Raw genomic sequence first — 23,650 nt, forward strand, 5'->3', positions numbered from 1 at the left:
TCGCCCGGACACGAACCGTCTCCCGATGAGTCTCGACCCCGAGGACGTCGACCGGGCCGCGACCGCGATCCGGAACGGCGAACTCGTCGTCTACCCGACCGAGACGGTGTACGGGCTCGGCGCGGACGCGCTCGACGAGTCGGCGATCGAGCGCGTCTTCGAGGCCAAGCGGCGGTCCCGCGACAAGCCGGTGTCGCTTGGGGTGCCCAGCCCGGACGCCGCGCTGGAGTACGTCCGGGCGACCGACCGCGAGCGCCGGTTCATGCGGGAGTTTCTGCCCGGACCGGTGACCGTGCTCTGCGAGAAGCGCCCGACGGTCCCCGACGTGCTGACCGCCGGGCGCGACCGGGTCGGCGTCCGAGTGCCCGACCACGAGGACGCGCTGGCGCTCCTCGAAGCGGTCGCCCCCATCACGGCCACCAGCGCGAACGTCAGCGGGCGACCGAGCGCGACCCGCGCCGCCGAGCTGGACGACGAGATCCGCGAGGCCGCCGCGGCGGTGCTGGACGGGGGCGAGACCGGCGGGACCGGGAGCACCGTCGTGAACGTCGAGACCGACGAGATCCACCGACGCGGACCAAGCGCCGACCGGATCGAGTCGTGGCTGGCGACCGACTCAGAGGCCGAGTAGCGACTTCAACGAGCGCGTTTTCACGCCACACTCTGCTCGGTACTCGCAGGGCTCGCACTTGGCGTCGTCGCCGAGCCGGGGCGGCGGGCCGTCGAGCGCTCGCACGGTCTCGACCGCGCGCCGATAGGCCGCCTTCCGGCGGGTCGTGAGGTCGAGTTCGCGCACGATCCCGTGGCCGGGGTACTCCGCGAACGCGCGTTCGACCGACCGCTCGCGCTCCCACGACAGCGCCTTCGCCGCCGCGACCATCCGGACCGACTGGGGCTCCCAGACCCCTTGTTCGGGCGGCGACCCCGCGAAGACCATCGACGGCGCGGGCGCGAGCTCGGACGCGTCGAACTCCAGCACCTTGTGGACGACGCCGCGACACTCCCGCCCGTCGAGCAGTCGCTCGCGGCCGGTCGGCGCGCGGAGTTCGGGCCACGCCGCCGGGAACCGCTCGCGAGCGCGTTCGAGGTTCCGGCGGAACGCCGCCGGAGTCACCGCGATCGGGAGGTCGGCGAGGCTGTCGTCGGACGCCCCGAGTAGCTCCTCGTACCGGAACGCGAGGTTCCGACAGTCGGCCACCTCGTCGGGAACGGACCGTTCGTCCTCTTTTCGCCGGTAGTAGAGCTTCCGCGGGCAGTAGGCCGCGGTCGCGAGGTCGCTGAAGGCGATGGGTGACACGCCGCGAGTTGCCCCCGGCTTCGGATTTAAATGTACGGACGAAAGGAGGAGGAGGAGGAAACGGCAGACAGCGACATTAGCTCACGCCGGATTGCGGACGCTCGGTTCGGGGGACCTCCGTCCAGCAAACAACACGACAGCGCGCCGAAGGCGCACACACCGACGATTCTCCCGCGAGCGAGGAGCCCTCGGCGAGTGCCCGAGCGGACCGAGGGCGCGAGAGAGGGGGTGAGGACGTGTCGTCGAGAGCGGAGCGACCGACGGCTCGGGAGAACAAGGTTCTCCCGGTGTTTTTGACCGAGCGTTTGCAAGGGCGGCGCGTTTATGCGCCGCCCGCAGGAAAAGGCCCTAGAAGGAAACGTTCGTCTCCATCCCCTCGGTGGCGTCGTCGAGCCCGTCTTTCTGCATCTCTTCGGTCATCCGGTCCGAGAGCTCCCGGTCCCGGAGGACGTTCTCGAACTCGTCGGTGAACCGGTCGTTGACCGTTCGCATCTCCCGCTTGGTCTCGATGATCCGGCGGTAGCGCCGGATCGTCGACTCGCTCACGTCGAGCGCGTCGGCGCAGTCGGCGGTCGAGGCCTCCTCGTCGAGGAGTTCGCGGAGTTCGTCGAGGTCGAACGGGGCGTCGGCGTCGGCGTCCCGGAGGAGGTGGAGGTCGACTCGCGCGCGGGCGACCGTCTTCCCGAGGGAGGCGTCGCCCAGTTCCCGGGCGATCTCGGCGTCCGAGTCGCCCGCGTAGTAGCCGCGAACGACGGTGACGAGCTCCTCGTCCGAGAGCGTCGTCCCGAAATCGTAGCGCTCGCGCATCTGGGCGACGACGGCTTCGAGGCGCTCGTGCAGTTCCGTCTCCGAGCTCAGCGAGCCGTGGGTCTCCTCCTGGCGCTCGGTGACGGTAGATTCGTCGGTGACATCCATGAAGATGTCCCGGAGTTCTTCGGTTTTCTCGTCCATGCCCTCTGATTTCTGCCGGACGCGTCCTCGGGTTAAAAGCCTGTCGCCGACGGCCGACCGGATCGTCAACCGAAGTTTTGATTTCGGTTGACGGCCCAGCCACGCCCATGAGTACGGACACGGCGTCGGTCGAACTGGTCGGCGAAGAGGCGGTCGAGAACGTCGCGCGCGCGGCGCTACTCGCCGCGCTCACGGGCGCGTTCGCGTACGTCTCGTTCCCCAATCCCGTCTCGCCGGTGACGATCAGCCTGCAGGTCCTCGGCGTCTTCCTCGCGGGACTGCTCCTCGGGCCGGTCTGGGGCGGGCTGTCGATGGTGCTGTATCTCGCCGCGGGCGCGGTCGGCGCGCCGGTGTTCGCGGGCGGGTCGAGCGGGATCGGATCGCTGGTGGGCCAGAGCGGCGGCTACCTCTGGTCGTACCCCGTCGCGGCCTTCGTCGTCGGCGCGATCGCCCACGGCGGGCTCGTCATCCGGGATCCCGCCGAGCAGAGTCTCGTTCGACTCGTGGGTGCGATGGTCGTCGGCACCGCGATCATCTACGCGTTCGGGACGATCGGGCTCTCGGTCGTACTCGGACTCTCGCTCCGGGAGGCGTTTCTCGCCGGCGCGGTCGCGTTCATCCCCGCCGAAGCGTTCAAGATCGCGGCCGCGATCGGCATCGTCCGGAGCGACCAGATCGCCGCCGAATAGATGATCGAGACCCGCGACCTCGTGCATCGGTACGGCGACGACGGGCCGCGGGCGGTCGACGGCGTCTCGCTCGCGATCCCTGACGGCGAGTTCGTCCTGCTGGCGGGCGCGAACGGGAGCGGCAAGACCACGCTTGTCCGTCACTTCAACGGCCTGTTGGCGCCGGATTCGGGCGAGGTGCTCGTCGAGGGCACGCCCGTCGGCGAGGACCTCGTCGGCGCCCGGACGACGGTCGCGATGGTGTTCCAACAGCCCCGCGACGCGTTCGTCGCCGCGACAGTGGGCGCCGACGTTGCGTTCGGCCCCGAGAATCTGGGACTCGCCCGCGCGGAGGTCGACCGCCGGGTCGGAGACGCCCTCGATGCGGTCGGGATGGCGGGGCGGGGCGACGAGCGCATCGGCGAGCTGTCGGGCGGCGAGCGCGAGCGAGTCGCGATCGCGGGCGCGCTCGCGATGGCGCCCGATCACCTCGTGCTCGACGAGCCGTTCACCGGGCTGGACGCCCCGTCCCGCGAATCGGTAGTGTCACACCTCCGCGCGCTCAGCGAGTCGGGCACCGGGGTCGTGGTCGTGACCCACGACCTCCGGGACGTGTGGGACCTCGCCGACCGCGTGGTCGCGCTCGCCGACGGGCGGGTCGCGGTCGACGCGCCGCCGACCGACGCCCGCGACCGCCTCGCCGACCTCGGAGTCCGGGCGCCGTGACCCTCTCGTACCGGCCGGACGACACGTTCGCCCACCGGCTCGACCCCCGGGCGAAACTCGGGTTTCAGGCCGCGTTCGCGCTGGCGGCGTTCGCGCACACCACGCCCCGCGGCCTGCTCGCGCTGACCGGCGTGACCGCGGTCGCGCTCCGGGTCTCGGGCGCGTCGGCCCGCGAGGCGATGTGGGCCTATCGGTTCGCGCTCCCGCTCTTGGCGGCGGGCCCGGTGTTCGCGGCCGCGACGCTCGGCCCGCCGTGGGTCCGCCCCGCCGAGGGTTTCGACACCGCGCTGGCGAGCTACCGGGTGGTGCTCGTGTTGCTCGTGAGCGCGGCGTACCTCCGGTCGACGCCGGTCCGGGAGTCGCGGGCCGCGATCCAGCACCTCGTGCCCGGGCGGGCCGGCCAGTTTCTCGGCGCGGGCGTCGGCTTCGTGTTCAGGTTCTTCCCCGTGCTTCGCGGGGACCTCCGGCGGATCCGGGACGCCTCGGCCGCCCGACTCGGCGGCGAGCAGTCGGTGGTCGACCGGATTCGGCGGGTCGGGGTCGCCGGGCTGGCGCGGGCGCTCGCGCGAGCCGACCGGTTCGCGGTCGCGCTCCGGGCGCGGTGTTTCGCGTGGAACCCGACGCTCCCACACCTGTCGCTCTCGCGGACCGACGTGCCGGTGATCGCCGCGTCCGTCGCGCTCGCGGCGTGGGCGGTGGTCTGACCGGAAGCTGTTCACGTTCTTATAGTATCGGATCGAACTATCCCGGAAGCCGTGGTATTTGGCCCCATGGGGCTGTTTCGGGGGACTAAACTGGCAGTCGTGGGCGCTCTCGGTGCGGTGATCGGGTGGTGGATCGACGCCGAGGGAACCGTCCGGCAGTACGAGTCCGTCGAGTGGCTACTCGAACGCCCGGCGCTCCGGGGAGTCGTCTTCGAACACGCCGCGCTGGTCGACTGGAGCGTCGGCGCGTTCGTCGCCGTGGTCGCGATCGACCTGCTCGGAACGATCGGAGCCCGAAACCGAGACGAGACGGTCAGTTCGACGCTGGGCGTCGGAAAGGGCGTCGTCGCGGTCGGGGCGGCCGTCCTCGGAGCGAGCTACGCCGACGCGCTGTTCGGGGCGCTGGTTCGGCGCGCGCCCGCCGCCGCCGAGTTGGTCCGGACGTCTCTGGGCGGCGAGGCGGCGTTCGGCTTCGCGGTCGGGCTCTGGATCGGGGCGGTGGTCGCCGACGAGGCGCGACTCTGAAAAACGATAAACTCGAAGTCTGTTTTTCGAAGGTGGGAGCGTCCGAGTCGGTAAAACTTAAGCGAATCCTGTCCACCGTGTAAGGCATGGACAACTTCGTCGTGATGCAGGCGGGGAGCGAGGTCACCCGCCCGACGTTCTGGAGGATCGGCCACATCGGCGAGGCCATCTTCTACTACCTCGCGTTCGTGGCGATAGCCATCTTCGCGTACGGCGTCTACGACCGGTTCGCCACCTACGCTCGGGGGACCGAATCGTGGTTCGACCGCCTCGACGGGCTGGCCGGTCGGGTCGGGTCGGCCGCGAAGATCGTCTTCTCGAACGAAAAGCAGTTCGATCGGGACCTCTACGCGGGCGTGATGCACGCGTTCATCCTCTGGGGGTTCCTGACGCTGCTCATCGGGACGACCATCCTGATGATCGACATGGACTTCTGGACGAAGCTGTTCGGGCAGGACTCCTTTTTCGTCGACGAGTTCTACCTCTCGTACTCGCTGGTGATGGACGCGATGGGGCTGTTGTTCGTCGTCGGAGTCGGGATGGCGATCTACCGGCGCTACTGGGTCCGGAACGGCCGGCTGTGGGGGAAACACACCTCCGCCGAGGACGACCTGTTCGTCTGGACGCTGTTCTTGCTCGGGGTCGGCGGCTACGTCACCGAGGGCGTCCGCATCCTCGGCACGAGCGCGACCCGCGACGTCTCGTTCGAGACCGTGAGCTTCGTCGGCTGGTTCGTCTACGACGTGTTGCGAGTCGTCGGCGTCGACGCCGAGATGGCGACCGCCGCCTATCCCGTGGTCTGGTGGTCCCACGCGCTGCTGGCGCTGGCGTTCGTCGCCGCGATCCCGTACGCCAAGCCGTTCCACATGATCTCGTCGTTCGCGAACGTCGTGACCCGCGACGAGAAGGCCGGCAAGCGGCTCCCGGGCGTGCCCGACGACGCCAGCCCCGAGGAGATCGGCCACGGCTCGATCGAGGACTTCTCGTGGAAGGAACTGCTCGACCACGACGCCTGTACCAAGTGCGGCCGGTGTTCGTCGGTCTGTCCCGCGAAGGCGTCGGGGCGCCCGCTCGACCCCCGGGACGTGATTCTCGACCTCAAGCAGTACCGCGAGGACCTCGACGCGGGCCGCACCGAGGAAAAGCCCATCGTCGCCGACGGCGGGAGTTCGGTCGTCGCCGCCGAGACGATGGAGTCGTGCATGTCGTGTATGGCCTGCATGGACGCCTGCCCGGTCGAGATCGAACACGTCGAGCAGTTCACCCAGATGAACCGTCGGCTGACCGAGTCGGGCCAGATGGACCCCAACGTCCAGGACGCGATGATGAACGTGTTCCAGAACGGCAACACGTTCGGCGAGCCCGACCGCAAGCGCCCCGACTGGGCCGACGACCTCGACTTCGAGGTGCCCGACGCCCGCGACGAACCCGTCGAGTACCTCTGGTACGTCGGCGACTACCCGAGCTTCGACGAGCGCAACCGGAAGGTCGCCCGGTCGCTGGCGACCATCTTCGAGGAGGCCGGCGTCTCCTACGGCATCCTCTACGACGACGAGCAGGCCGACGGCAACGACGTGCGCCGGGTCGGCGAGGAGGGCCTCTACGAGATGCTCGTCGAGGACAACGCCGCCGCCATCGCGGACTGCGAGTACGACAAGATCGTCTGTACCGACCCCCACAGCTACAACACCTTCCAGAACGAGTACCCCGAGTTCGACGCCTGCGAGTGGACCGCCGAGGACGTGTTCCACTACACCCAGATCGTCGAGGACCTGTTCCGGGATGGCGCGCTCGGGCTCGCCGGCGACGAACTCGACTACACGGTCACCTACCACGATCCCTGTCACCTCGGGCGGTACAACGGCGAGTTCGAGGCGCCCCGCGAGATCGTGGCGGGGACCGGCTGTACGCTCGACGAGATGCCCCGCAACCGCGAGGACAGCTTCTGCTGTGGCGGCGGTGGCGGCGGGCTCTGGATGGACTTCGACGAGGACCCCAAGCCGAGCGAGGAGCGCCTGCGGGAGGCGCTCGAAGACACCGACGCGGGCGGGGCGGTCGAGAAGTTCGTCGTCGCGTGTCCGATGTGCATGACGATGTACGAGGACGGCCGGAAGACCGGCGGCTACGAGGACGACATCGAGGTAGTGGACGTCTCGGAACTCCTCGTGGAAGCCATCGGCGCGAAAGACCGCATCGAGGTCGCGGCCGACTGACCCCGCGGTCCGATCCCGCGGGGCGTCCGTGTTCTACGACCCGCGCCGAAGCGTCGCCACTCCGGAAGAGACGTCCGAAAAAGACCGCGCGTCCCGGCGCGCGGAAGTGCGCCCGCGTGGAGTTTCATTGCATGGCACGCGATGAAGCTGGCACGCGAGCGCGACCGTTGCTACGGTTCGAGCGTTGTTATGTCTGACGCCTCTGCGAACGTCGCCGAAGCGCCACCGCCTACAGGAAGCCGAGGAACCCGATCTCGACGGCGTACAGCGCGGCGGCCGCGAGCCACGTCTGGAAGGCCAGCGTTCCCACCGCTGACAGCACCACGAACTCCCAGTCGCGCATCTCCGCGAACCCCGCCGGGACCGTGAGCATCCCGCGGGTGAAAAGCAGGGCGTTGCTCACCGGCACGACGATCCGACCCCACCGCTGGAACCAGCCGTCGAACCGGTCGAGTTGGCCCTCGTCGATCCGGAACCAGCGTTTGCCGAGGAGGTACTCCCGGCCGCCCCGCTTGGCGAGCAAGAAGAGGGCGTACTGGCCGATCGTCGCGCCGACCACCGCGACGAGGATGACCGCCGCGATCGACGAGAGGTCGCTCGGGCCCTCCGCGAGCAGGGTCACCCCGAGCGGGACCAGACTCTCGCTGGGCGCGAAGTACAGCAGCATCGCGCCCTCGAGGATCAGGATCAAAAACAGCGCGAGCAGTCCGTACTGGTCGAGCCACTGGCGGGCGAGCTCCTCGTTCCCGATGAAAAAGAGACCGACGCCGACCACCGCGGCGAGCACGATGCCGACAGTCAGCAACAACAGCCCGTTGTCCGCGAAAAATTCCCGGATCCGACCGGTGTCGGTCGCGTTCGACAGCACCAGCCCCGCCAGAAGGAGGGCGACTCCGGAAGCGAGCGGCACGTCTGCGACCAGCGCGAGCGAGGACACGTCCATCAGCTACCACGTCAGTGCGGGCGATTAAATGCGTTGTGACCGCGAACGATGCGGTTTTGGGACCGGGGCCGCAAGGGCCGATATGAATCTCACCGACCGACCGCGCCGGCTCCGGCGCGACGGCGTCCGCGGGATGGTCAGCGAGACCGACGTGACCGCGTCGGACCTCATCGCGCCCGTCTTCGTCGACGCGACGACCGACGAGCGAGTCCCCATCGAATCGATGCCCGGCCACGAGCGCGTCCCCGTCGAGGAGGCGGTCGCGCGCGTCGAGGAGGTGCGCTCGACCGGGGTCGAGTCGGTGATGGTGTTCGGGATCCCCGAGTCGAAAGACGAGCGGGGCACTCGGGCGTGGGCCGACGACGGCGTCGTCCAGGAGGCGACCCGCCGGATCGTCGACGACACCGACGCCTACGTCATCACCGACGTCTGTCTCTGTGAGTACACCGACCACGGCCACTGCGGGGTTCTGGAGGAGGGCGCCCGCGACGGCGCCGACCCCCGGCTGACCGTCGAGAACGACGAGACCCTCGATCTCCTCGGGAAGATCGCGGTCTCGCACGCCGCGGCCGGGGCCGACATGGTCGCGCCCTCGGGGATGATCGACGGGATGGTCGGGGCGATCCGGTCGGCGCTCGACGACGCGGCGTTCCGGGACGTGCCGATCATGAGCTACGCCGCCAAGTACGAGTCGGCGTTCTACGGCCCGTTCCGGGACGCCGCCGACGGCGCGCCGGCGTTCGGCGACCGCCGACACTACCAGATGGACCCCGCCAACAGGCGCGAGGCGATGCGGGAAGTGCGCCTCGACGTCGAGCAGGGCGCGGACGCGCTGATGGTCAAGCCGGCGCTCCCGTACCTCGACGTCGTCCGGGACGTTCGCGAGGAGTTCGACCACCCGGTCGCGGCGTACAACGTCTCGGGAGAGTACGCGATGCTCCACGCGGCGGCCGAGAAGGGGTGGCTCGACCTCGAAGCGGCGGCGCTGGAGTCGCTGATCTCGATCAAGCGCGCCGGGGCTGATCTGATCCTGACGTACTTCGCCGAGGACGTGGCCGAACGGCTCTGAGAGCGCCGGGAACAGAGCGCTTCTCCCGGCCGTTCGGATGGGTGCTCACGCGCGAGATGCTCCGACGCCGACCGCCTCGCGCCGGCGATCCCGGTGGACGAACGGTCGGAAGTCGACCGGTCGACCGGGGCGTTTCTGGACGGAATACAGCCTTATATCGGTAGTATCCGATTATGTATCTCACGGGCGTCGACCGACCAGATTAATTTTTGTATCATCTCAACGCGTATCCTTATGTAGCGCTTTGCCGTCACGATATATCGTAATGCAACAACCGAATGCAGAAGAATACGAGATATTCCTGCACAGTCGTCCAGACGATTTGGTCGAAGTGCCGGCCGAGGTGAGAGAATGACGGCCGCGCCGATGCAGGTCGACCCCGAGGTGCTGGCGAACGGCGTCAACCTCGTGTGGGTGTTGGTCGTGTCGTTTCTCATCTTCTTCATGCACGCCGGCTTCGCCATGCTCGAAGCCGGGCAGGTGCGCTCGAAGAACGTCGCGAACCAGCTCACGAAGAACCTCCTGACGTGGAGCGTCGGCGTCGTAGCGTTCTTCTTCGTCGGCGCCGGCCTCTCGTCGGTCGTCGGCGCGGTCACCGGCGCCGGCGAGGCGGCCGCGTTCGCCACGCTCGACGGCGGGGATCCGAACGCGTGGGTCGACTGGCTGTTCGGGGCGGTGTTCGCGATGACCGCCGCGACCATCGTCTCGGGGGCGGTCGCGGGCCGCGTGAAGCTCCGGGCGTACGTCTCGTACACGCTGTTGCTCGCGGCGGTCATCTACCCGGTCGTCACGGGGTTCACCTGGGGGCTGGGCTTTCTCGAACAGCTCGGGTTCACCGACTTCGCCGGCGGCATGATCGTCCACGGGATGGGCGGGGTCGCCGGGCTGACCGCCGCCTACGTGCTCGGCCCGCGGCTGGAGCGGTACAACGACGACGGCTCGGCCAACGTCATCCCCGGCCACTCGCTGACCTTCGCGGTTCTCGGGACCCTCGTCCTCGCGTTCGGCTGGTACGGCTTCAACGTCGGCACCGCCGCGACCGTCTTCGCGGTCGAGGACGGGGCGCTCGCGCTCGGCGACTTCGCGTACGTCGGCCGGGTCGCGCTCAACACCACGCTCGGGATGGCCGCCGGCGCCGTCGGCGCGGCCGCGGTGTCGCTGTACAAGACCGAGAAAGTCGACACTCTCTACGTCGCAAACGGCCTGCTCGCCGGGCTGGTCGGCGTGACCGCAAGCGCCGACCTCCTCACCTGGTACGGCGGGATCGCGTCGGGCTTTCTCGCGGGCGCCCAGCTACCGATCGTCTTCGAGTTCGTGGAGACGCGGCTCAAGATCGACGACGTGTGTGCAGTGTTTCCGGTCCACGGCTCGGCGGGGATGCTCGGCGCGATCCTCCTGCCGTTCTTCAGCGTCGAGGGGTTCACCGTCGGCCAACTGATCGCGCAGGTGGTCGGCGTCGGCGTCATCACGCTCTGGACGGTCGCGGCGACCGGCGCGGTGTTCGGGCTGTTCCGCGCGGTCGGGCAGGCCCGCGTCTCCCGCGAACACGAACTCGACGGCCTCGACAGCGCCGAGCACGGCGTCGACACCTACCCCGAGTTCGGCCGCCCCGACGTGACCGAGGGCGGAGCCAACGCGGTCCGGACCGACGGGGGCGAACTCCCCAACGCCGGCGAGATCAAGCTGGTGACCGCCGTCGTGCGCCCCGATCGCCTCGGGGAGGTCAAGACCGCACTCGCGCGGGTCGGCGCACCGTCGATCACGGTGACCGACGTCTCGGGCCGCGGGAGCCAGCCCGCCAAGACCGGCCAGTGGCGCGGCGAGGAGTACACGGTCGACCTCCACCAGAAGGTGAAAATCGAGTGCGCGGTCGCGGACGTGCCCGCCGACGAGGTCGTCGAGGCGATCCGGGAGGCCGCCGACACCGGCGAGCCCGGCGACGGGAAGATCTTCGTGCTTCCGGTCGAGGACGCGGTGCAGGTCCGGACCGGCGCGCGCGGGACGGAAGCGGTGTAGTCGCGACCGCTCGCTTCGGCGACGACCGTTTTTTGCCAAAATCTATGACATCACGTCCGTGATCGGGCCGTGTGTCCCGCGATCGAGCGACCGCTCGCGACCGCGATCCCGCCCCGGCCGACGAGCCGAGCACACGCCGGAACGTTCTGATCGGGGCCGGTGTCGCCCTCGTGACCGCGCCACTGTTGCCGTTGGCCCCGCTCTGTGGCGGCGGGGTCGCCGGCTACCTCGAACGATCGGACCTCGCCGGGGGCGCGCGGGTCGGCGCGCTCTCGGGCGGCGTCGCCGCCGTCCAGGTGTTCCTGATCGCGTGGTTCGTCGTCAGTTTCTTGTTCGTCGGGTTCGCGCCGTTCTTCGCGATCTCGACGGTGTTCGCCGTCGCGATCGCCGGCGTCGTCGCGGCCTATCTCGTCGTCGCGGGCGCGCTCGGTGGCGCGGCCGGCGCGTACCTCCGACGCGAGCGGTGACCGACGCGCCCGGTGCGGACGTGCCACTTTTTTAACGTCGTGTCGAGACCGTTCCGGTAACCGTGTCCGACGCCGACGGAGAGATCCCACTGTCGCCCGAGTCGCTCGACAGCGGAACGAACGTGCTCGTCGCCGGAGAGCCCCTGACGAGAAAGCGCTCGGTGATGGTGGAACTGCTGGACACGCCCGATCGGGGAGCCATCCTCGCTTCGACCAAACAGCCCGCGGCCCGGCTTCGCGAGGAGTTCGGCCGGCGCTACGACGCCGACGAGTGGGAGCTTCGGTTCGTCGACTGCGTGACCAAGCGCCGATCGATCGACGCCGTCCGGGAGACCGAGACGACCCGGTACGTGACCGATCCCGGCGACCTCACCGGGATCGGGATCGAGTTCTCGGGGTTCATGCGGGAGTTCTACCACAGCGACGACATCGGCCACGCCCGGCTCGGGTTCGACTCGCTGTCGCCGGTGCTCATGTACGCCGACATCCGACGGGTCTACCAGTTCCTCCACGTCATCACCGGCAGGGTCGCGAGCTCCGGCTTCGCGGGGGTGTTCACCCTCGACACCGTCGGGGGCGACCGGCAGGTCGCAAAGCAGTTGACGCAGGTGTTCGACGCGGTCGTGGAGGTCCGAGAGACCGACGACGCCACCGAACTCCGGGTCCGGGGCGACGACTTCGGTCCCCGGTCGTGGACGCGGTTCTGAGCCGGTTACTCGTCCTGGAGGTGCTGTTTCGCCAGATCGACCATCGGAGACTCGCGCCGGTCGAAGACGAACGCGAGCCCGGACCACTCCCGGTAGGGAAAGTGTGCGACCTGCACGTTCTCGTACCACCGGATCGTGGCGTCGAGACTCCCGAAGTCGAACAGCGGCTCCTCGCGGGGCGGGTCGCCCAGCCCCTTCATCACGAGGGTCTCGATGCGGGCTTCGAGTTCGTCGTCGGTGTGGCGCTCGCGGACGTCCTCGCGGACGAACAGCACGTCCGACTCGTCGGCGCTGAACCGGACCGCGAGCCGGAGCGGGGCGTCCTCGCGGTCCCGGAGCTGGTGGATCAGCTCGCGGATGTCGTCGTTGACGTCGGCCATCTCGTCTTCGATCTCGTCCAGTTCCTCGTCGAGGTTCTCGCGGGGGTCCTGTGGCGCGTCGACCATGTCGTTGAACGGACCGAGACGCGGTCGAGACATAACAGTTGGTGAAACCCGCGCCCGTCTCGGCCGGGTCGCCGAGACAGAAATGGACTTCACGCAGGAGTCCGAACCACCGTCCATGCACGACGATCGCTCGCGTGAACTGTACGACCGGGCGCTCTCGGTCCTGCCGGGCGGGGTCAGCTCCCCCGTCCGGGCGACCCGCCCGTACCCCTTCTTCGTCGAGCGCGGCGACGGCGCACACGTCGTCGACGCCGACGGCAACAAGTACGTCGACTACGTGATGGGCTACGGCCCGCTCTTGCTCGGCCACGATCTGCCCCAGGCGGTCGAGTCGGCGATCCAGTCCCAGCTCGCCGACGGCCCGATGTACGGCGCGCCCGCGGAGGTCGAAGTCGAGCTCGCGGAGTTCATCGCGCGCCACGTCCGGAGCGTCGAGATGGTCCGGTTCGTCAACTCGGGGACCGAGGCGACCACCTCGGCGGTGCGGCTCGCGCGCGGGTACACCGGCCGGGACAAGATCGTCGTGATGCAGGGGGGCTACCACGGCGCCCAGCCCTCGACGCTGGTCGAGGGCAAGTCCGGCGGGATCGGCTCGCCCATCTCCGACGGCATCCCAGAGGCGTTCGCCGAGGAGACCATCACCGTCCCGTTCAACGACGCCGAGGCGGTCCGGGCGGTGTTCGAGGAGCGCGGCGACGAGATCGCGGCCGTCCTCGCCGAGCCGATTTTGGGCAACTGCGCGTCGGTCGGCCCGGTCGAGGGGTACCTCGAAACCCTCCGGGAGGTCACCGACGACCACGGGGCGCTGTTGGTCTTCGACGAGGTGATGACCGGCTTCCGGGTCGGCGGCCTCCAGTGTGCGCAGGGGAAGTTCGGGGTCGAACCCGACCTCACCACGCTCGCGAAGGTCATCGGCGGCGGCTTCCCGGTCGGGGCGGTCGGCGGCCCCGCAGAGATCATAGAGCAGTTCACCCCGACCGGCGACGTGTTCCAGGCCGGGACGTACTCGGGCCACCCGCTGTCGCTGACCGCGGGCCTCGAGACGCTCCGGTTCGCCGCGAAAAACGACGTGTACGACCACGTCAACGAACTCGGCGAGACGCTCCGGAGCGGCCTCACCGACATCCTCGAAGACCGCGCGCCCGAGTACACCGTCACGGGCCACGACAGCATGTTCAAGGTCGTGTTCACCCGCGAGGGGCCCCGCGACCCCGAGGGCCAGTGTGAGGCGGGCTGTCGACAGGACCCCGACTGTCCGCGGTACGACCACTGTCCGAAGAACAGCGCCGACGTCGACGCCGCAGAAACCGAGCGCTGGGAGCGGCTGTTCTGGCCCGCGATGCGCGAGCAGGGCGTGTTCCTCACCGCCAACCAGTACGAGTCGCAGTTCCTCAGCTACGCCCACACCGAGGAGGACGTCGAGGAGACCCTCGAAGCCTACAAGGAAGCGCTTTAGCCGACGGTCGTGCGACATCGGTTTACCGATCGGCTCCTAACCACCCGATATGAGTTCCGGCTACGCGCGCAGGACCGACGGCTCACACCACTGGTACTGGGTCGCGGCCATCCCCGGAGCGTTCGTCCTCTGGCTGGCGACGCTCGCGTGGCTCGCCGTCGCGTCGTCGTTCGAGGCGTTCTCGTTCGGGACGCGGATGATCGAGCTCTCGATGGTCGCGCTCGGCGTCCCGTTCGCCTTCCTCACCGCCTACTTCCCGGTGGCGGTGTACCGCGACGCCAGCTACGTCGACCGGACCAGCGGCAAGTGGGCGCCGATGCCGATGCGCCAGGCGCTGGCGGCCCTGCCGGGGCTGGCGTTGCTGGTCGTCACCGGGATCGCGGTGGTCCTCACGTCGGGGAGCCCGGTGGTCCCGATCATCGTGGGGTTCGTCGCGGACGTGCCGTTCGCGGTGTACTACCTCCGCAAGCGGAGCGAGCGCGTCGGGGTCCCCGGGTTCCCGTGAGCCGGCTCAGAGCCCGAGGTCGAGCGCGCGGTTCGTCACGAGGACCGTGAACCCGGTCGCCATCACCGCCGACAGCAGGCCGAACGAGACGCTCCAGCCGGCGAAATCCGCCAGTCCGCCGACCACGACGCTCCCGGTCGCGCCGAGGAGCATGTACACCGTCCGGACGAGGCCGAACCCCGCGCCCCGCTCTTCGTCCGAGAGCTTGTCGATGAACCGCGACTGGACCGGCGCGCCCCAGCTCATCGCCACCCCAGCGAGCACGACGCCGACCGCGAACGTCGCCAGGCCCGACCCGAGCGCGAGCGTCCCGTACCCGAGCACGCCCAGTCCCATCGACAGCGACGCGGCCGCGTCCCGGTCGAACCGGTCCGAGAGCCACCCCATCGCGGGCTGGGTCGCGCCGTGGACAACGAAGTACAGCGAGAACAGCGCGCTGGCGGTCGTCGCGGTCAGCCCGTGGTGGACTTCGAGGAACGTCGGCAGAAAGGAGGCGGTCGCCTGCCAGGTGAACGCCCCCGCGACCGCCAACACCGTGGTGTAGGCGATCTCGGGTCTGGCGAGCAGTTCCGCGACGGGTCCGAGCGCGAACCGATCGCGCATCGGCTGGTCGGGACGGGTAGGCTCGGTCGGGCGGACCCTGGCGGCGAACGCGACGAACGTCGGGGCCGCCACGACGGCCCCGAGCAAGAGCGCGGGCCGCCAGCCGTACCGGGCGGCGACCGCGGCGGCCGCGACCGGGACCAGCAGGCCCGCGAGCGGGCCGCCCGCGACGTGGATGCCGATCGCGCGCCCGATGTTCTGGAAGTGCTTCGAGATGAACGTCGTCGCGACGCTGTAATGGAGCCCCGCCGCGCCGCCGAGGGTCACCGCGAACACCGCGAACGCGGGGTACGACGGCGAGGCCGCGAGCAGTAGGCTCGCCAGCGTCGTGAGCCCGACCGCGGTCAGGATCACTCGGCGCTCGCCGTACCGGTCGCCGAGGACGCCGCTCGGAAACTGCGCGAGCGCGTAGGCCGCCCACATCCCGGAGAGGGCGATCCCGACCCCACCGGTCGAGACGCCGAACGAGTCGGTGATGTCGGGGACGACCGGGCTGATCGCCAGCCGGGCCGCCATCGTGGCGAAGAACGCGACGGTGGCGAGCGCGAGCACTGTGTTGCGGTATCGCCACCTCACTGGTCGTCGGTTCGGCCGGCCCCCCGAAGTGGTTTTCGAGTCCGGCAAGGGCGTCGCCGCCCGCCCGGAGACGGACAGAAGCGGAGACCCCTCAGCGAGGCCACAGCGGCGTCTCGATGCCGCGGAGCGACGCGGCGACCTTCGCCGCGTACAGCGCGACACCGACGAGGAGCCCCGCGACGCAGACCAGATACGCCTCGGTCGGCGAGAGCACTCCGAGGAGCGGATTCGCCGGGAAGGGGTAGAAGGGCCGGACGTCGGCGTACAGTGTGGCGTCGAGGGCGACGTGGGCGTACACCCCGGTCAGGGCGGCGGCCGCGACGCCGACCGTCGAGCGCGGTTGGGCCAGCCCTACCGGTCGGAGAGCGCGGTTCACCCCGGGCTTGGCGACGAAAGCGAGGACGGCGAGAGCGGCCGCGAGGAGCGTCCCGACCGCGAGCGTGTGGAGCGGACCGTGAATCGGCCCCGAGAGGACGCCGAAGAACACCAGTACCGCGCGGGCGTCGACGACGACGTTCGCGGCGAGAAACGTCGGGAAGTCGAGCCACCGGAAACAGAGCAGTCCGAGGCCCGCTCCGACGCCGAGATGCAACGGCGTGAAGGGCATACGCCTGACACGTCTCCGGAGCCACTTGTATCGGGGCGTTCCGAGCCGACGACGGGGGATTGCGAAGGTGGTTTCAACCTCGGACGCGGACACTCGGGCATGAGCACACGCGCGACCCAGATACGCCTCGCCACGCGGGGGTCGGACCTCGCCCGCCGGCAGGCCGCCGAGGTCCGAGCCGCCCTGGAGGACCGGCGCTTCGAGGTCGAACTGGTCGAGGTCGAGACGACCGGCGACGAGATCCGGGACGAGCTCATCCACCGGCTCGGCAAGACCGGGGCGTTCGTCCGGAGCCTCGACGAGAAGGTGCTGTCGGGGGAGCTCGACGGCGCCATCCACTCGATGAAGGACATGCCGACCGACCACCCCGACGACCTGATCGTCGCGGCTATCCCCGAGCGCGCCAGCGCCAACGACGTGCTGATCACGCCCGACGGGGCGACGCTCGACGAACTCCCCGACGGCGCGGTCGTGGGCACGTCGAGCCTGCGCCGGAAGGCACAGGTGTTACACCGCCGGCCCGACCTGACGGTCGAACCGCTCCGCGGGAACGTCGACACGCGAGCCGAGAAGCTACTCGCGCCCGCCCTGCAGGCCGAACACGAGGCTCGGACCGAGGCCGAGAAAGAGCAACGTAGCGCCGAAGCGATGGCGAAGAAGGGCCACAAAAAGGAGTACGAGGGCGAGTTCGACCGCACCGTCGAGGAGTGGTTCAACGACCTCGCCGAGGTCGAGCGCCGGGCCCTAGAGCGGGAGGTCGATACCGAGTACGACGCGATCGTGCTCGCGCAGGCGGGACTCGAACGCAGCGGGCTGGCCCACCACCTCGAGTACGCCGAGCTACCGACCGGCGAGTTCGTGCCCGCGCCGGGGCAGGGCGCGCTGGCGGTGACGACCCTCGACAGCGAGCTGGCGGGCGACGTCAACACCGTGCTCGACCACCCCCGAACGCGGGTCGAGACCACGGTCGAGCGAACCGTTCTGGCGGAGCTTGGCGGGGGCTGTGTCGCCCCGATCGGCGTCCACGGCCTGATTCAGGGCGAGGGCGTCCACGTCGACGTGCAGGTGTTCTCACAGGACGGCACCGAGAAGATCGAGGCGACCCGCGATCTGCCGGTCGAGAACCACGTCTCGGCCGCCAAGGAGCTGGCGGCCGAGCTCCGCGAGCGGGGCGCGGCCGAACTCATCGAGGCCGCCCAACGCGACGAGCCGGCGCCGGAGGGCAAGCGGGAATGAGCCGGGACGTTCGGGTCGCCGTCTTCCGCCCGGACGACGAGCGCCTCGACGACGCGGTCGAGCTACTCGACTCGCTGGGCGCCGACCCCGTGGCCGACCCGATGCTCGAAGTCCGGCCGACCGGGGCGTCCCCCGAGCCCGGCGAGTACGTCGTCCTGACGAGCAAGACCGGCGTCGAGCTGGCGGCCGAGGCGGGCTGGGAGCCCGGCGACGCCGCGGTCTGTGCCATCGGATCGAGCACCGCCGACGCGCTCCGCGAGCACGGCTACGAGGTCGACGTGGTCCCCGATGAGTACACCTCCGCGGGGCTGGTCGCGGCGCTCGAAGACCGGGTCGACGGCGCGCGCGTCGAAGTCGCCCGGAGCGACCACGGGAGCGCGGTGCTGACCGAGGGGCTCGCCGAGGCCGGCGCGGACGTCCACGAGACGGTGCTCTACCGGCTCGTCAGACCCGAGGGCTCGGGCGAGTCGGCCGCGCTCGCGGCCGACGGCGACCTCGACGCCGCGCTCTTTACCTCCTCGCTCACGGTCGAGCACCTCCTCGACGCCGCCGCCGAGCGCGGCGTCCGCGAGGCCGCCGTCGCGGGGCTGAACGACGCCGTCGTCGGCGCGATCGGCCCGCCGACCCGCGAGACGGCCGAGGCCGCCGGCATCGAGGTCGACGTGGTGCCCGAGGCGGCGGACTTCGAGGCGCTCGCGTGCGCGGTCGTGGAGGCGGCCGCCCCGACCTACCACGAGTAGCGCCCTCGGCCGGGCCGGCGACGGCCGACGCCCGGCGAACACCCCGAGGGCGGCAGAGTCGCGACACCGTACCAAAGACCTTTACAGCCGGATTCGGGACATTAAATCGATGGACAGCACCGCCGGAGAGCGGGTCTACTACGTTATCAGCGACCTCCACATCGGCGGGGACGAGCAACTGGAGGAGGTCGAGTTTCTCGACGAACTGCTCGGCTTCCTCGAACGGCTGGCCGAGACGGACGAGAACGCCGAGCTGGTGATCAACGGCGACGCCTTCGGGCTGTGGGAGTTCACCTCGGTCGACGGAATCGAGAAGTTCGACGTCCTCGAGGAGACCTACCCGGCGCTGTTCGAACAGCTCCGGGCGACCGGCGAGAACGTCCAGATCACGCTGTTGGCCGGCAACCACGACCACGAGCTCGCGGCCTACGACGCGTACGTCGAGCGGTTCGCCGAATACAACGTCGAACTCGTCCAATCGGAGTCGATCACCCGTCGCGTCGGCGAGCGCACGATCCACTTCGAACACGGCCACCAGCGCGACTCGAACAACCGGATCGACGACTGGGAGAACCCCAACGCCACGCCGCTCGGATACTACTACAACACGCTCGTTACCAGTCGGGCGGGCAAGCTCTCCGAGCGGGGCCGGTACAACTGGCTGAAGGACGTGCAGGCGGTCACGCCCACCGAGCGGATGCCGGTCTGGCTGTTCTCGAAGTACTTCTACCGGGAGATGAATCCCCTCCTGCGGTACGCGCTCGTCCCGTTCTTGTTGCTGTTCAACGTCAGCGCGCTCCTCGCGGTGCTCGCGGGGCTCGATCTGGTCGGGGTCTGGTCGATGCCCGTCGACTCGCTCGCCGGGTTCCTCGCGCAGTTCGGGGCGGCCGGGACGGCGGTCTACCTGCTCCTCGTGGTCAACGTGGCGGTCACCGGACTCCTGTTGCTGGTGGGCGTCCCGCTGTATCTGCTCCGTCGGGACATCAGACAGACCATCGACCGCTTCGGCGTCTTCGAGACCGAACTCACCGTCGACGCCGAGGCACCCTACGAGGAGGCCGCCCGCGAGATCTTCGCGGAGTCGCCCGAGACGGCGATCTTCTGCTACGGTCACACCCACCGCCCGTCAGTGGGGTCGGTCGGCGACGGCCTGCTGGTCAACACCGGGACGTGGCTCAAGCGCCTCCACCGCCGCGACGGCGTTATCGGGGTCCTGCCGCCGGTGTTTTACCCGTCCTATCAGCTGTGTGCGGTCCGCATCGCCGCCGAGTCCGAGGGCGTGGCGGTCGAGTACGAGGAGATAGAGAAGCCGAGCCCGAGCCCGGAAGAGCTGACGCTCACCGAGCGTCTGCTCACCCTCGGCCGGAAGCCGAACCCCGACCTGCCCGACCGAGCGGTCGTCGAGAACGAAGCGCCCGATTCGACGCCCGACGTCGTCGAGACGGTCGAGCGAAGCGAGCGCGGAGCCGAGCGGCCGCGGACCGATAGCTGAGGTTTATACGTAATACCGACCAAGCCCCTCTCGAATGGCTTGCGCTGGTCCCGTCCCCGCCCTCGCGGAGCGCGCCGCGGCGTGTGCCGGCCGCCTCCGGGGGGCCGACGACGTGCTACTCGCGTCGCACATCGACGCCGACGGCCTGACGAGCGCCGCGATCGCGGCGTCGGCGCTCGAACGCGCCGGAATTTCGTTCGAGACCGTCTTCAGCAAACAGCTCGACGCCGAAGAGCTCGCGGCCATCGCGGCGACCGACTACGACACCGTGCTGTTCACCGACTTCGGGAGCGGCCAACTCGATATCATCAGCGACCACGAGGCCGCCGGCGACTTCACGCCGGTGATCGCAGACCACCACCGGCCCGCCGAGGCCGAGACCGAGTTCCACCTCAACCCTCTCCTGTTCGACATCGACGGCTCCTCGGAGCTGTCCGGGGCGGGCGCGAGCTACGTGCTCGCGCGGGCGCTCGAACCCGAGGCGGGGGACAACCGCGATCTGGCGGCGCTCGCGGTCGTTGGCGCGGTCGGCGACATGCAGACCACCGACGGCGAGCTGGTGGGTGCGAACCGCTCGATCGTCGAGGAGGGCGTCGCGGCCGGCGTCCTCGAGACGAGCACCGACCTCGCGCTGTACGGCAAACAGACCCGCCCGCTCCCCAAACTGCTCGAGTACGCCAGCGACGTCTACATCCCCGGCGTCTCGAACGACCAGAACGGCGCGATCCGGTTTCTCGACGGGCTCGACATCGACCTCAAGGCCGACGACGGCGAGTGGCGCCGGTGGGTCGACCTCTCGGACGACGAGCGCCAGACCGTCGCCAGCGCGCTGGTCCAGCGCGCCGTCTCGAAAGGGGTCAGCGCCGACCGGATCGACGGTCTGATCGGGACCACCTACACCCTCACCGACGAGCCCGCCGGGACGGAGCTTCGGGACGTCAGCGAGTTCTCGACGCTACTGAACGCGACCGCCAGATACGAGCGCGCAGACGTGGGGCTGGCGGTGTGTCTCGGCGACCGCGGGGCCGCCCTGGAGCGGGCCCGGACGCTCCTCGCGAACCACCGCCGGAACCTCTCGGAGGGCCTCCAGTGGGTCAAAGAGTCGGGGGTCACCCGCGAGGACCACGTCCAGTGGTTCCACGCCGGGGATCGGATCCGCGAGACCATCGTCGGGATCATCGCCGGGATGGCGGTCGGGGCCGACGGCGTCGAGCGCGGGACGCCGATCGTCGCCTTCGCCGAGAAGAACGACGAGGAGGTGAAAGTGTCGGCGCGCGGAACGCCGTCGCTCACCCGGCGCGGACTCGATCTCTCGGCCGTGATGGGCGAAGCCTCGCGGGCCGTCGGCGGCGACGGCGGCGGCCACGACGTGGCCGCGGGCGCGACGGTGCCGAAGGGGACCGAAGAAGAGTTCCTCGCGCTGGCCGACGAACTCGTCGGCGAACAGCTGTCGTAGTTCTACGCCACGATCCCACCGTGCGAGGCCGCGACTGTCGCGACGTTTCTCGGGGGTCCTGTCGATCGACGCCTTCCGACGCCGGCCTCCGGACGAGGTTCGGGCACGCCGCCGAAGATACGACGACCGCACGATAGCGTCGCGGCGGGCGTACGCATCTCGATTTTATATCGCGATATGGAGTTTATTACAACGATCGAACACCGTCCCGGCGTCCGGTGCGATCGCCCCGCACCGGCCGACTTTTACCCGCGCTGGTCCAACGCCGACGTATGGCCGACTTCGACCCGGAGCGGTTCGAGGACAAGTACGCGAACTACTTCAACGAGCTCCAGAAGGCGTACAAGAACGCCTTCGAGCGGATGAACGACCGGTACGACTCCGAGCTCGTCCACGCCATCGACCAGCAGGTGCTCAACGAGAGCGAGCCCTTCTACGAGAGTAGCGCGGAGCGGAGCTCCGCGGACGATTCGAGCGGGCGGAGCCCGCGAGAACACGACGGCGAGTTCCGCGTCGAACTCCCCGAGAACCCCGCCGACCGACTGCAGGGCGTGCTCGTCGACGAGGAGAAACTGGACGAACTGCTCGACGTCTACGTCGAGACGATCGAGACCGAACTGCGCCGCGTGTTCGATTTCGAGAAGTGAGTCCCTCGCGAGTCGTGGCCGTGGCCGCTCGGCGCAATAACAGTAGTTGGTAGGACGATTTTTTATTCGACGGGTCGAAACCGTCCGTTCAGTACAGGGCTGTACTGGGCGTTGCACTTAGTTCCTCTTTCAACGCGACCAGTGCTATCCGATGAGCGAATTCGAGCAGTAAGACGAGAACTGAGCGAAGCGGGATACCCCGGATTCGAGTTTCGATAACGGGGAAATCGTCCTCGGATCTCTCCGGTTTGTGGGTGGTCGGGAACTACCGCGAGACGGGAAACTCAACCCAGAGAGTCTCCCACGGCCGTTTCGGATTGTCGAGTGGCTACCACTCGTTTCGGCCACGCCGGCCGACCCGGAGTACGCCCCGGATATAATCCACGGGATTGCAGAGAAACACGGGCTAAAGGTCGTGATCATCGGCGTGGACGAAGCGCAGGTCCGGATCACACTCTGCGATCCCACTGATGAGACTCGGGCAGAGTCGCGATTAGCGACTTCCTTGGGGATTTAGCCACTCCAGCCCCATATCTATTCTGAGTAACTAAACCGGACTACCAGCCTTGGTAAATCACATGGCGCTATATAGAATTGTCGAAGTGGCGCTACGTTTCGCCGAACGGAAAAGAACACGCGAGATACGGCTCGAAGCGCTTCTGGATCGGAACCCCAAACAGAGTAGCTGAACCGGGTCGCGGGGTCGTCTCAGTCGGACGGGCGGCGCGTTCGTGCTCCTTCGGCGTCGGCGGGAGCGAGAGACGGATAGACGAACGCGGCGATCGCTCGCTTCGCCTGTTCGGGCGCGTCGTCGTGATCGAGAGAGATCCTGCGGGCGCGAGCGGCGTGGATGACGTCGGTGATGAACTGAGAGGTGTCCTCGACGTCGACCGCGCGAAAGCTCCCGCGCTCGATGCCTGCCCGCAGGACGTGCTCGATGTTGCCCCGGATGACCTCGTAGTGTTCGTTGAACGCCTCGCGGTGGGCCTCGTTGTGTTGGGCCTGGGCGAACAGTTCGTGGTACACCTTCATGCGCTCCCAGTGGTCGAACCTCTCGCCGAGTTCGGGGCCGAGAAGACACTGATCGATCCGGCCGTCCAGCGCCTCCCACGGGTTCTCGTCGTCGCCGAGTTTCGACTGGCTCTCGTACTGCCCGATGAGGTACTCCAGAAACGACGAGATGAGGTCGTGTTTCCCGTCGAAGTGGTAGTGGATGAGCGTCCGACTCTTCTCGAACTCCTCGCCGATGTCCCGGACCCGGAGGTCGGAGTAGCCGTGCTCGCTGAGCGCGCGGAACGTGGCCTCCATGATCGCTTCCCGCGTGTCGGGGGCCGTCTGCGAGGCGGTCATACCCCTCACTACGCGCGAGGACCCTAAAGATCCGTGGAGACGAAACGACGCGGCTGTGCGGGCGAGGCCTGTCCGATCGTCGGGACGGACTGAGAGGGCTCTCGCCGGACAACTCGAAAGCGTCGCGGCGCGAGACTCGCCTCGTGGGGCTCGAAACGGGATGCCAACCGTTCGTCCTCGACTCGACCCGTCGGAGTCTCACCGCGCGCCGTCGGGACGTTGGGGCTCGGCCGTCAAGTATCTTTACCAA

The 23,650-nt window shown here is 68.9% G+C and carries 24 protein-coding genes; 17 read left to right on the forward strand and 7 right to left on the reverse strand.

Annotation, left to right across the window (positions count from 1 at the left end; all coding sequences use genetic code 11):
• Positions 1 to 25 precede the first annotated feature (25 nt).
• Positions 26 to 631 carry an L-threonylcarbamoyladenylate synthase gene (locus EPY72_RS16805; protein ID WP_135807164.1) on the forward strand — a complete coding sequence of 202 codons (606 nt, stop codon included), beginning with the start codon at positions 26 to 28 and terminating at the stop codon, positions 629 to 631.
• On the opposite strand, the gene EPY72_RS16810 is transcribed toward EPY72_RS16805, so the two are convergent.
• Positions 617 to 1,297 carry a CRISPR-associated protein Cas4 gene (locus tag EPY72_RS16810; RefSeq protein ID WP_135807165.1) on the reverse strand — a complete coding sequence of 227 codons (681 nt, stop codon included), beginning with the start codon at positions 1,295 to 1,297 and terminating at the stop codon, positions 617 to 619. The genes EPY72_RS16805 and EPY72_RS16810 overlap by 15 nt on opposite strands.
• A 348-nt stretch (positions 1,298 to 1,645) precedes the next feature.
• Positions 1,646 to 2,248: a conditioned medium-induced protein 4 gene (locus EPY72_RS16815; RefSeq protein ID WP_134671214.1), complete on the reverse strand. Its 603-nt coding sequence runs from the start codon at positions 2,246 to 2,248 to the stop codon at positions 1,646 to 1,648.
• A gap of 107 nt (positions 2,249 to 2,355) precedes the next feature.
• Between EPY72_RS16815 and EPY72_RS16820 the strand changes: the two genes are divergently transcribed.
• The 5 genes from EPY72_RS16820 to EPY72_RS16840 all read left to right on the forward strand — a co-directional run bounded on the left by EPY72_RS16820 (position 2,356) and on the right by EPY72_RS16840 (position 7,084).
• Positions 2,356 to 2,937, forward strand: coding sequence for a biotin transporter BioY (locus EPY72_RS16820; protein ID WP_135807166.1), 582 nt, complete (start codon positions 2,356 to 2,358; stop codon positions 2,935 to 2,937).
• The gene (locus EPY72_RS16825) at positions 2,938 to 3,642 is read left to right on the forward strand and encodes an energy-coupling factor ABC transporter ATP-binding protein (RefSeq protein WP_135807167.1); all 705 of its coding nucleotides are present in this window, start codon (positions 2,938 to 2,940) and stop codon (positions 3,640 to 3,642) included.
• Positions 3,639 to 4,346, forward strand: a complete 708-nt coding sequence (locus EPY72_RS16830) for an energy-coupling factor transporter transmembrane component T family protein (RefSeq protein ID WP_134671217.1) — start codon at positions 3,639 to 3,641, stop codon at positions 4,344 to 4,346. Before EPY72_RS16825 ends, EPY72_RS16830 begins: the two co-directional genes overlap by 4 nt.
• A 66-nt stretch (positions 4,347 to 4,412) precedes the next feature.
• The gene (locus EPY72_RS16835; protein WP_168216062.1) at positions 4,413 to 4,871 is read left to right on the forward strand and encodes a hypothetical protein; all 459 of its coding nucleotides are present in this window, start codon (positions 4,413 to 4,415) and stop codon (positions 4,869 to 4,871) included.
• A gap of 86 nt (positions 4,872 to 4,957) precedes the next feature.
• A complete protein-coding gene (locus EPY72_RS16840) occupies positions 4,958 to 7,084 on the forward strand; it encodes a heterodisulfide reductase-related iron-sulfur binding cluster (RefSeq protein WP_135807169.1) in 2,127 nt (708 codons plus the stop codon).
• Positions 7,085 to 7,313: 229 nt separating this feature from the next.
• Here the strand turns inward: EPY72_RS16840 and EPY72_RS16845 are convergent, their stop codons facing one another.
• Complete coding sequence (locus EPY72_RS16845; protein ID WP_134672416.1) at positions 7,314 to 8,027, reverse strand: DedA family protein; 714 nt, start codon at positions 8,025 to 8,027, stop codon at positions 7,314 to 7,316.
• Positions 8,028 to 8,109: 82 nt separating this feature from the next.
• On the opposite strand from EPY72_RS16845, the gene hemB reads away from it, so the two are divergent.
• The 4 genes from hemB (at position 8,110) to EPY72_RS16865 (ending at position 12,286) form a co-directional block, all read left to right on the forward strand.
• Positions 8,110 to 9,096, forward strand: a complete 987-nt coding sequence (hemB, locus tag EPY72_RS16850) for a porphobilinogen synthase (protein ID WP_135807170.1) — start codon at positions 8,110 to 8,112, stop codon at positions 9,094 to 9,096.
• 351 nt (positions 9,097 to 9,447) lie between these two features.
• The gene (locus EPY72_RS16855) at positions 9,448 to 11,112 is read left to right on the forward strand and encodes an ammonium transporter (RefSeq protein WP_135807171.1); all 1,665 of its coding nucleotides are present in this window, start codon (positions 9,448 to 9,450) and stop codon (positions 11,110 to 11,112) included.
• 71 nt (positions 11,113 to 11,183) lie between these two features.
• On the forward strand, positions 11,184 to 11,579 hold the full coding sequence (locus EPY72_RS16860) for a DUF5518 domain-containing protein (RefSeq protein ID WP_135807172.1): 396 nt from the start codon (positions 11,184 to 11,186) through the stop codon (positions 11,577 to 11,579).
• A 62-nt stretch (positions 11,580 to 11,641) separates the two neighbouring features.
• On the forward strand, positions 11,642 to 12,286 hold the full coding sequence (locus tag EPY72_RS16865) for a DUF7504 family protein (RefSeq protein WP_134672420.1): 645 nt from the start codon (positions 11,642 to 11,644) through the stop codon (positions 12,284 to 12,286).
• Positions 12,287 to 12,291: 5 nt separating this feature from the next.
• Here the strand turns inward: EPY72_RS16865 and EPY72_RS16870 are convergent, their stop codons facing one another.
• Complete coding sequence (locus EPY72_RS16870; protein WP_134672421.1) at positions 12,292 to 12,732, reverse strand: DUF7522 family protein; 441 nt, start codon at positions 12,730 to 12,732, stop codon at positions 12,292 to 12,294.
• Between the two features lie 115 nt (positions 12,733 to 12,847).
• Between EPY72_RS16870 and hemL the strand changes: the two genes are divergently transcribed.
• Positions 12,848 to 14,188, forward strand: coding sequence for a glutamate-1-semialdehyde 2,1-aminomutase (gene hemL, locus EPY72_RS16875; RefSeq protein WP_135807173.1), 1,341 nt, complete (start codon positions 12,848 to 12,850; stop codon positions 14,186 to 14,188).
• Positions 14,189 to 14,237: 49 nt separating this feature from the next.
• Positions 14,238 to 14,693 (forward strand): hypothetical protein, encoded by a 456-nt coding sequence (locus EPY72_RS16880; protein WP_135807174.1) that lies wholly within the window; start codon positions 14,238 to 14,240, stop codon positions 14,691 to 14,693.
• A gap of 6 nt (positions 14,694 to 14,699) precedes the next feature.
• Here EPY72_RS16880 and EPY72_RS16885 read toward each other — a convergent pair whose 3' ends face one another.
• Together EPY72_RS16885 and EPY72_RS16890 are read right to left on the reverse strand one after the other, a co-directional pair.
• Positions 14,700 to 15,872 (reverse strand): MFS transporter, encoded by a 1,173-nt coding sequence (locus EPY72_RS16885; RefSeq protein WP_135807175.1) that lies wholly within the window; start codon positions 15,870 to 15,872, stop codon positions 14,700 to 14,702.
• Between the two features lie 91 nt (positions 15,873 to 15,963).
• Positions 15,964 to 16,479, reverse strand: a complete 516-nt coding sequence (locus tag EPY72_RS16890; protein WP_134672425.1) for a hypothetical protein — start codon at positions 16,477 to 16,479, stop codon at positions 15,964 to 15,966.
• A 99-nt stretch (positions 16,480 to 16,578) separates the two neighbouring features.
• On the opposite strand from EPY72_RS16890, the gene hemC reads away from it, so the two are divergent.
• From hemC to EPY72_RS16915, 5 genes are all read left to right on the forward strand, one after another.
• Positions 16,579 to 17,715 carry a hydroxymethylbilane synthase gene (gene hemC, locus EPY72_RS16895; RefSeq protein ID WP_135807176.1) on the forward strand — a complete coding sequence of 379 codons (1,137 nt, stop codon included), beginning with the start codon at positions 16,579 to 16,581 and terminating at the stop codon, positions 17,713 to 17,715.
• Complete coding sequence (locus EPY72_RS16900) at positions 17,712 to 18,455, forward strand: uroporphyrinogen-III synthase (RefSeq protein ID WP_135807177.1); 744 nt, start codon at positions 17,712 to 17,714, stop codon at positions 18,453 to 18,455. The genes hemC and EPY72_RS16900 overlap by 4 nt, the downstream gene beginning before the upstream one ends.
• 109 nt (positions 18,456 to 18,564) lie before the next feature.
• Positions 18,565 to 19,947: a metallophosphoesterase gene (locus EPY72_RS16905; protein ID WP_134672428.1), complete on the forward strand. Its 1,383-nt coding sequence runs from the start codon at positions 18,565 to 18,567 to the stop codon at positions 19,945 to 19,947.
• A gap of 34 nt (positions 19,948 to 19,981) precedes the next feature.
• On the forward strand, positions 19,982 to 21,403 hold the full coding sequence (locus EPY72_RS16910; protein ID WP_135807178.1) for a RecJ family nuclease: 1,422 nt from the start codon (positions 19,982 to 19,984) through the stop codon (positions 21,401 to 21,403).
• A gap of 272 nt (positions 21,404 to 21,675) precedes the next feature.
• Positions 21,676 to 22,050 (forward strand): DUF5783 family protein, encoded by a 375-nt coding sequence (locus EPY72_RS16915; protein ID WP_134672430.1) that lies wholly within the window; start codon positions 21,676 to 21,678, stop codon positions 22,048 to 22,050.
• 708 nt (positions 22,051 to 22,758) lie between these two features.
• Here EPY72_RS16915 and EPY72_RS16920 read toward each other — a convergent pair.
• Entirely contained in the window at positions 22,759 to 23,400 is a 642-nt protein-coding gene (locus EPY72_RS16920; protein WP_210423561.1) for a TetR/AcrR family transcriptional regulator, read from the reverse strand.
• Positions 23,401 to 23,650 lie beyond the last annotated feature (250 nt).

The sequence above is a fragment of the Halorussus marinus genome, from assembly GCF_004765795.1.
GTDB lineage: Archaea > Halobacteriota > Halobacteria > Halobacteriales > Haladaptataceae > Halorussus > Halorussus marinus.

Coding starts and splice junctions, on each gene's coding strand:
- EPY72_RS16805 (WP_135807164.1), top strand. CDS start 26: ATGAGTCTCGACCCCGAGGACGTCGACCGGGCCGCGACCGCGATCCGG.
- EPY72_RS16815 (WP_134671214.1), bottom strand. CDS start 2,248: ATGGACGAGAAAACCGAAGAACTCCGGGACATCTTCATGGATGTCACC.
- EPY72_RS16820 (WP_135807166.1), top strand. CDS start 2,356: ATGAGTACGGACACGGCGTCGGTCGAACTGGTCGGCGAAGAGGCGGTC.
- EPY72_RS16825 (WP_135807167.1), top strand. CDS start 2,938: ATGATCGAGACCCGCGACCTCGTGCATCGGTACGGCGACGACGGGCCG.
- EPY72_RS16835 (WP_168216062.1), top strand. CDS start 4,413: ATGGGGCTGTTTCGGGGGACTAAACTGGCAGTCGTGGGCGCTCTCGGT.
- EPY72_RS16840 (WP_135807169.1), top strand. CDS start 4,958: ATGGACAACTTCGTCGTGATGCAGGCGGGGAGCGAGGTCACCCGCCCG.
- EPY72_RS16845 (WP_134672416.1), bottom strand. CDS start 8,027: ATGGACGTGTCCTCGCTCGCGCTGGTCGCAGACGTGCCGCTCGCTTCC.
- hemB (WP_135807170.1), top strand. CDS start 8,110: ATGAATCTCACCGACCGACCGCGCCGGCTCCGGCGCGACGGCGTCCGC.
- EPY72_RS16855 (WP_135807171.1), top strand. CDS start 9,448: ATGACGGCCGCGCCGATGCAGGTCGACCCCGAGGTGCTGGCGAACGGC.
- EPY72_RS16870 (WP_134672421.1), bottom strand. CDS start 12,732: ATGGTCGACGCGCCACAGGACCCCCGCGAGAACCTCGACGAGGAACTG.
- hemL (WP_135807173.1), top strand. CDS start 12,848: ATGCACGACGATCGCTCGCGTGAACTGTACGACCGGGCGCTCTCGGTC.
- EPY72_RS16880 (WP_135807174.1), top strand. CDS start 14,238: ATGAGTTCCGGCTACGCGCGCAGGACCGACGGCTCACACCACTGGTAC.
- EPY72_RS16890 (WP_134672425.1), bottom strand. CDS start 16,479: ATGCCCTTCACGCCGTTGCATCTCGGCGTCGGAGCGGGCCTCGGACTG.
- hemC (WP_135807176.1), top strand. CDS start 16,579: ATGAGCACACGCGCGACCCAGATACGCCTCGCCACGCGGGGGTCGGAC.
- EPY72_RS16900 (WP_135807177.1), top strand. CDS start 17,712: ATGAGCCGGGACGTTCGGGTCGCCGTCTTCCGCCCGGACGACGAGCGC.
- EPY72_RS16905 (WP_134672428.1), top strand. CDS start 18,565: ATGGACAGCACCGCCGGAGAGCGGGTCTACTACGTTATCAGCGACCTC.
- EPY72_RS16910 (WP_135807178.1), top strand. CDS start 19,982: ATGGCTTGCGCTGGTCCCGTCCCCGCCCTCGCGGAGCGCGCCGCGGCG.
- EPY72_RS16915 (WP_134672430.1), top strand. CDS start 21,676: ATGGCCGACTTCGACCCGGAGCGGTTCGAGGACAAGTACGCGAACTAC.
- EPY72_RS16920 (WP_210423561.1), bottom strand. CDS start 23,400: ATGACCGCCTCGCAGACGGCCCCCGACACGCGGGAAGCGATCATGGAG.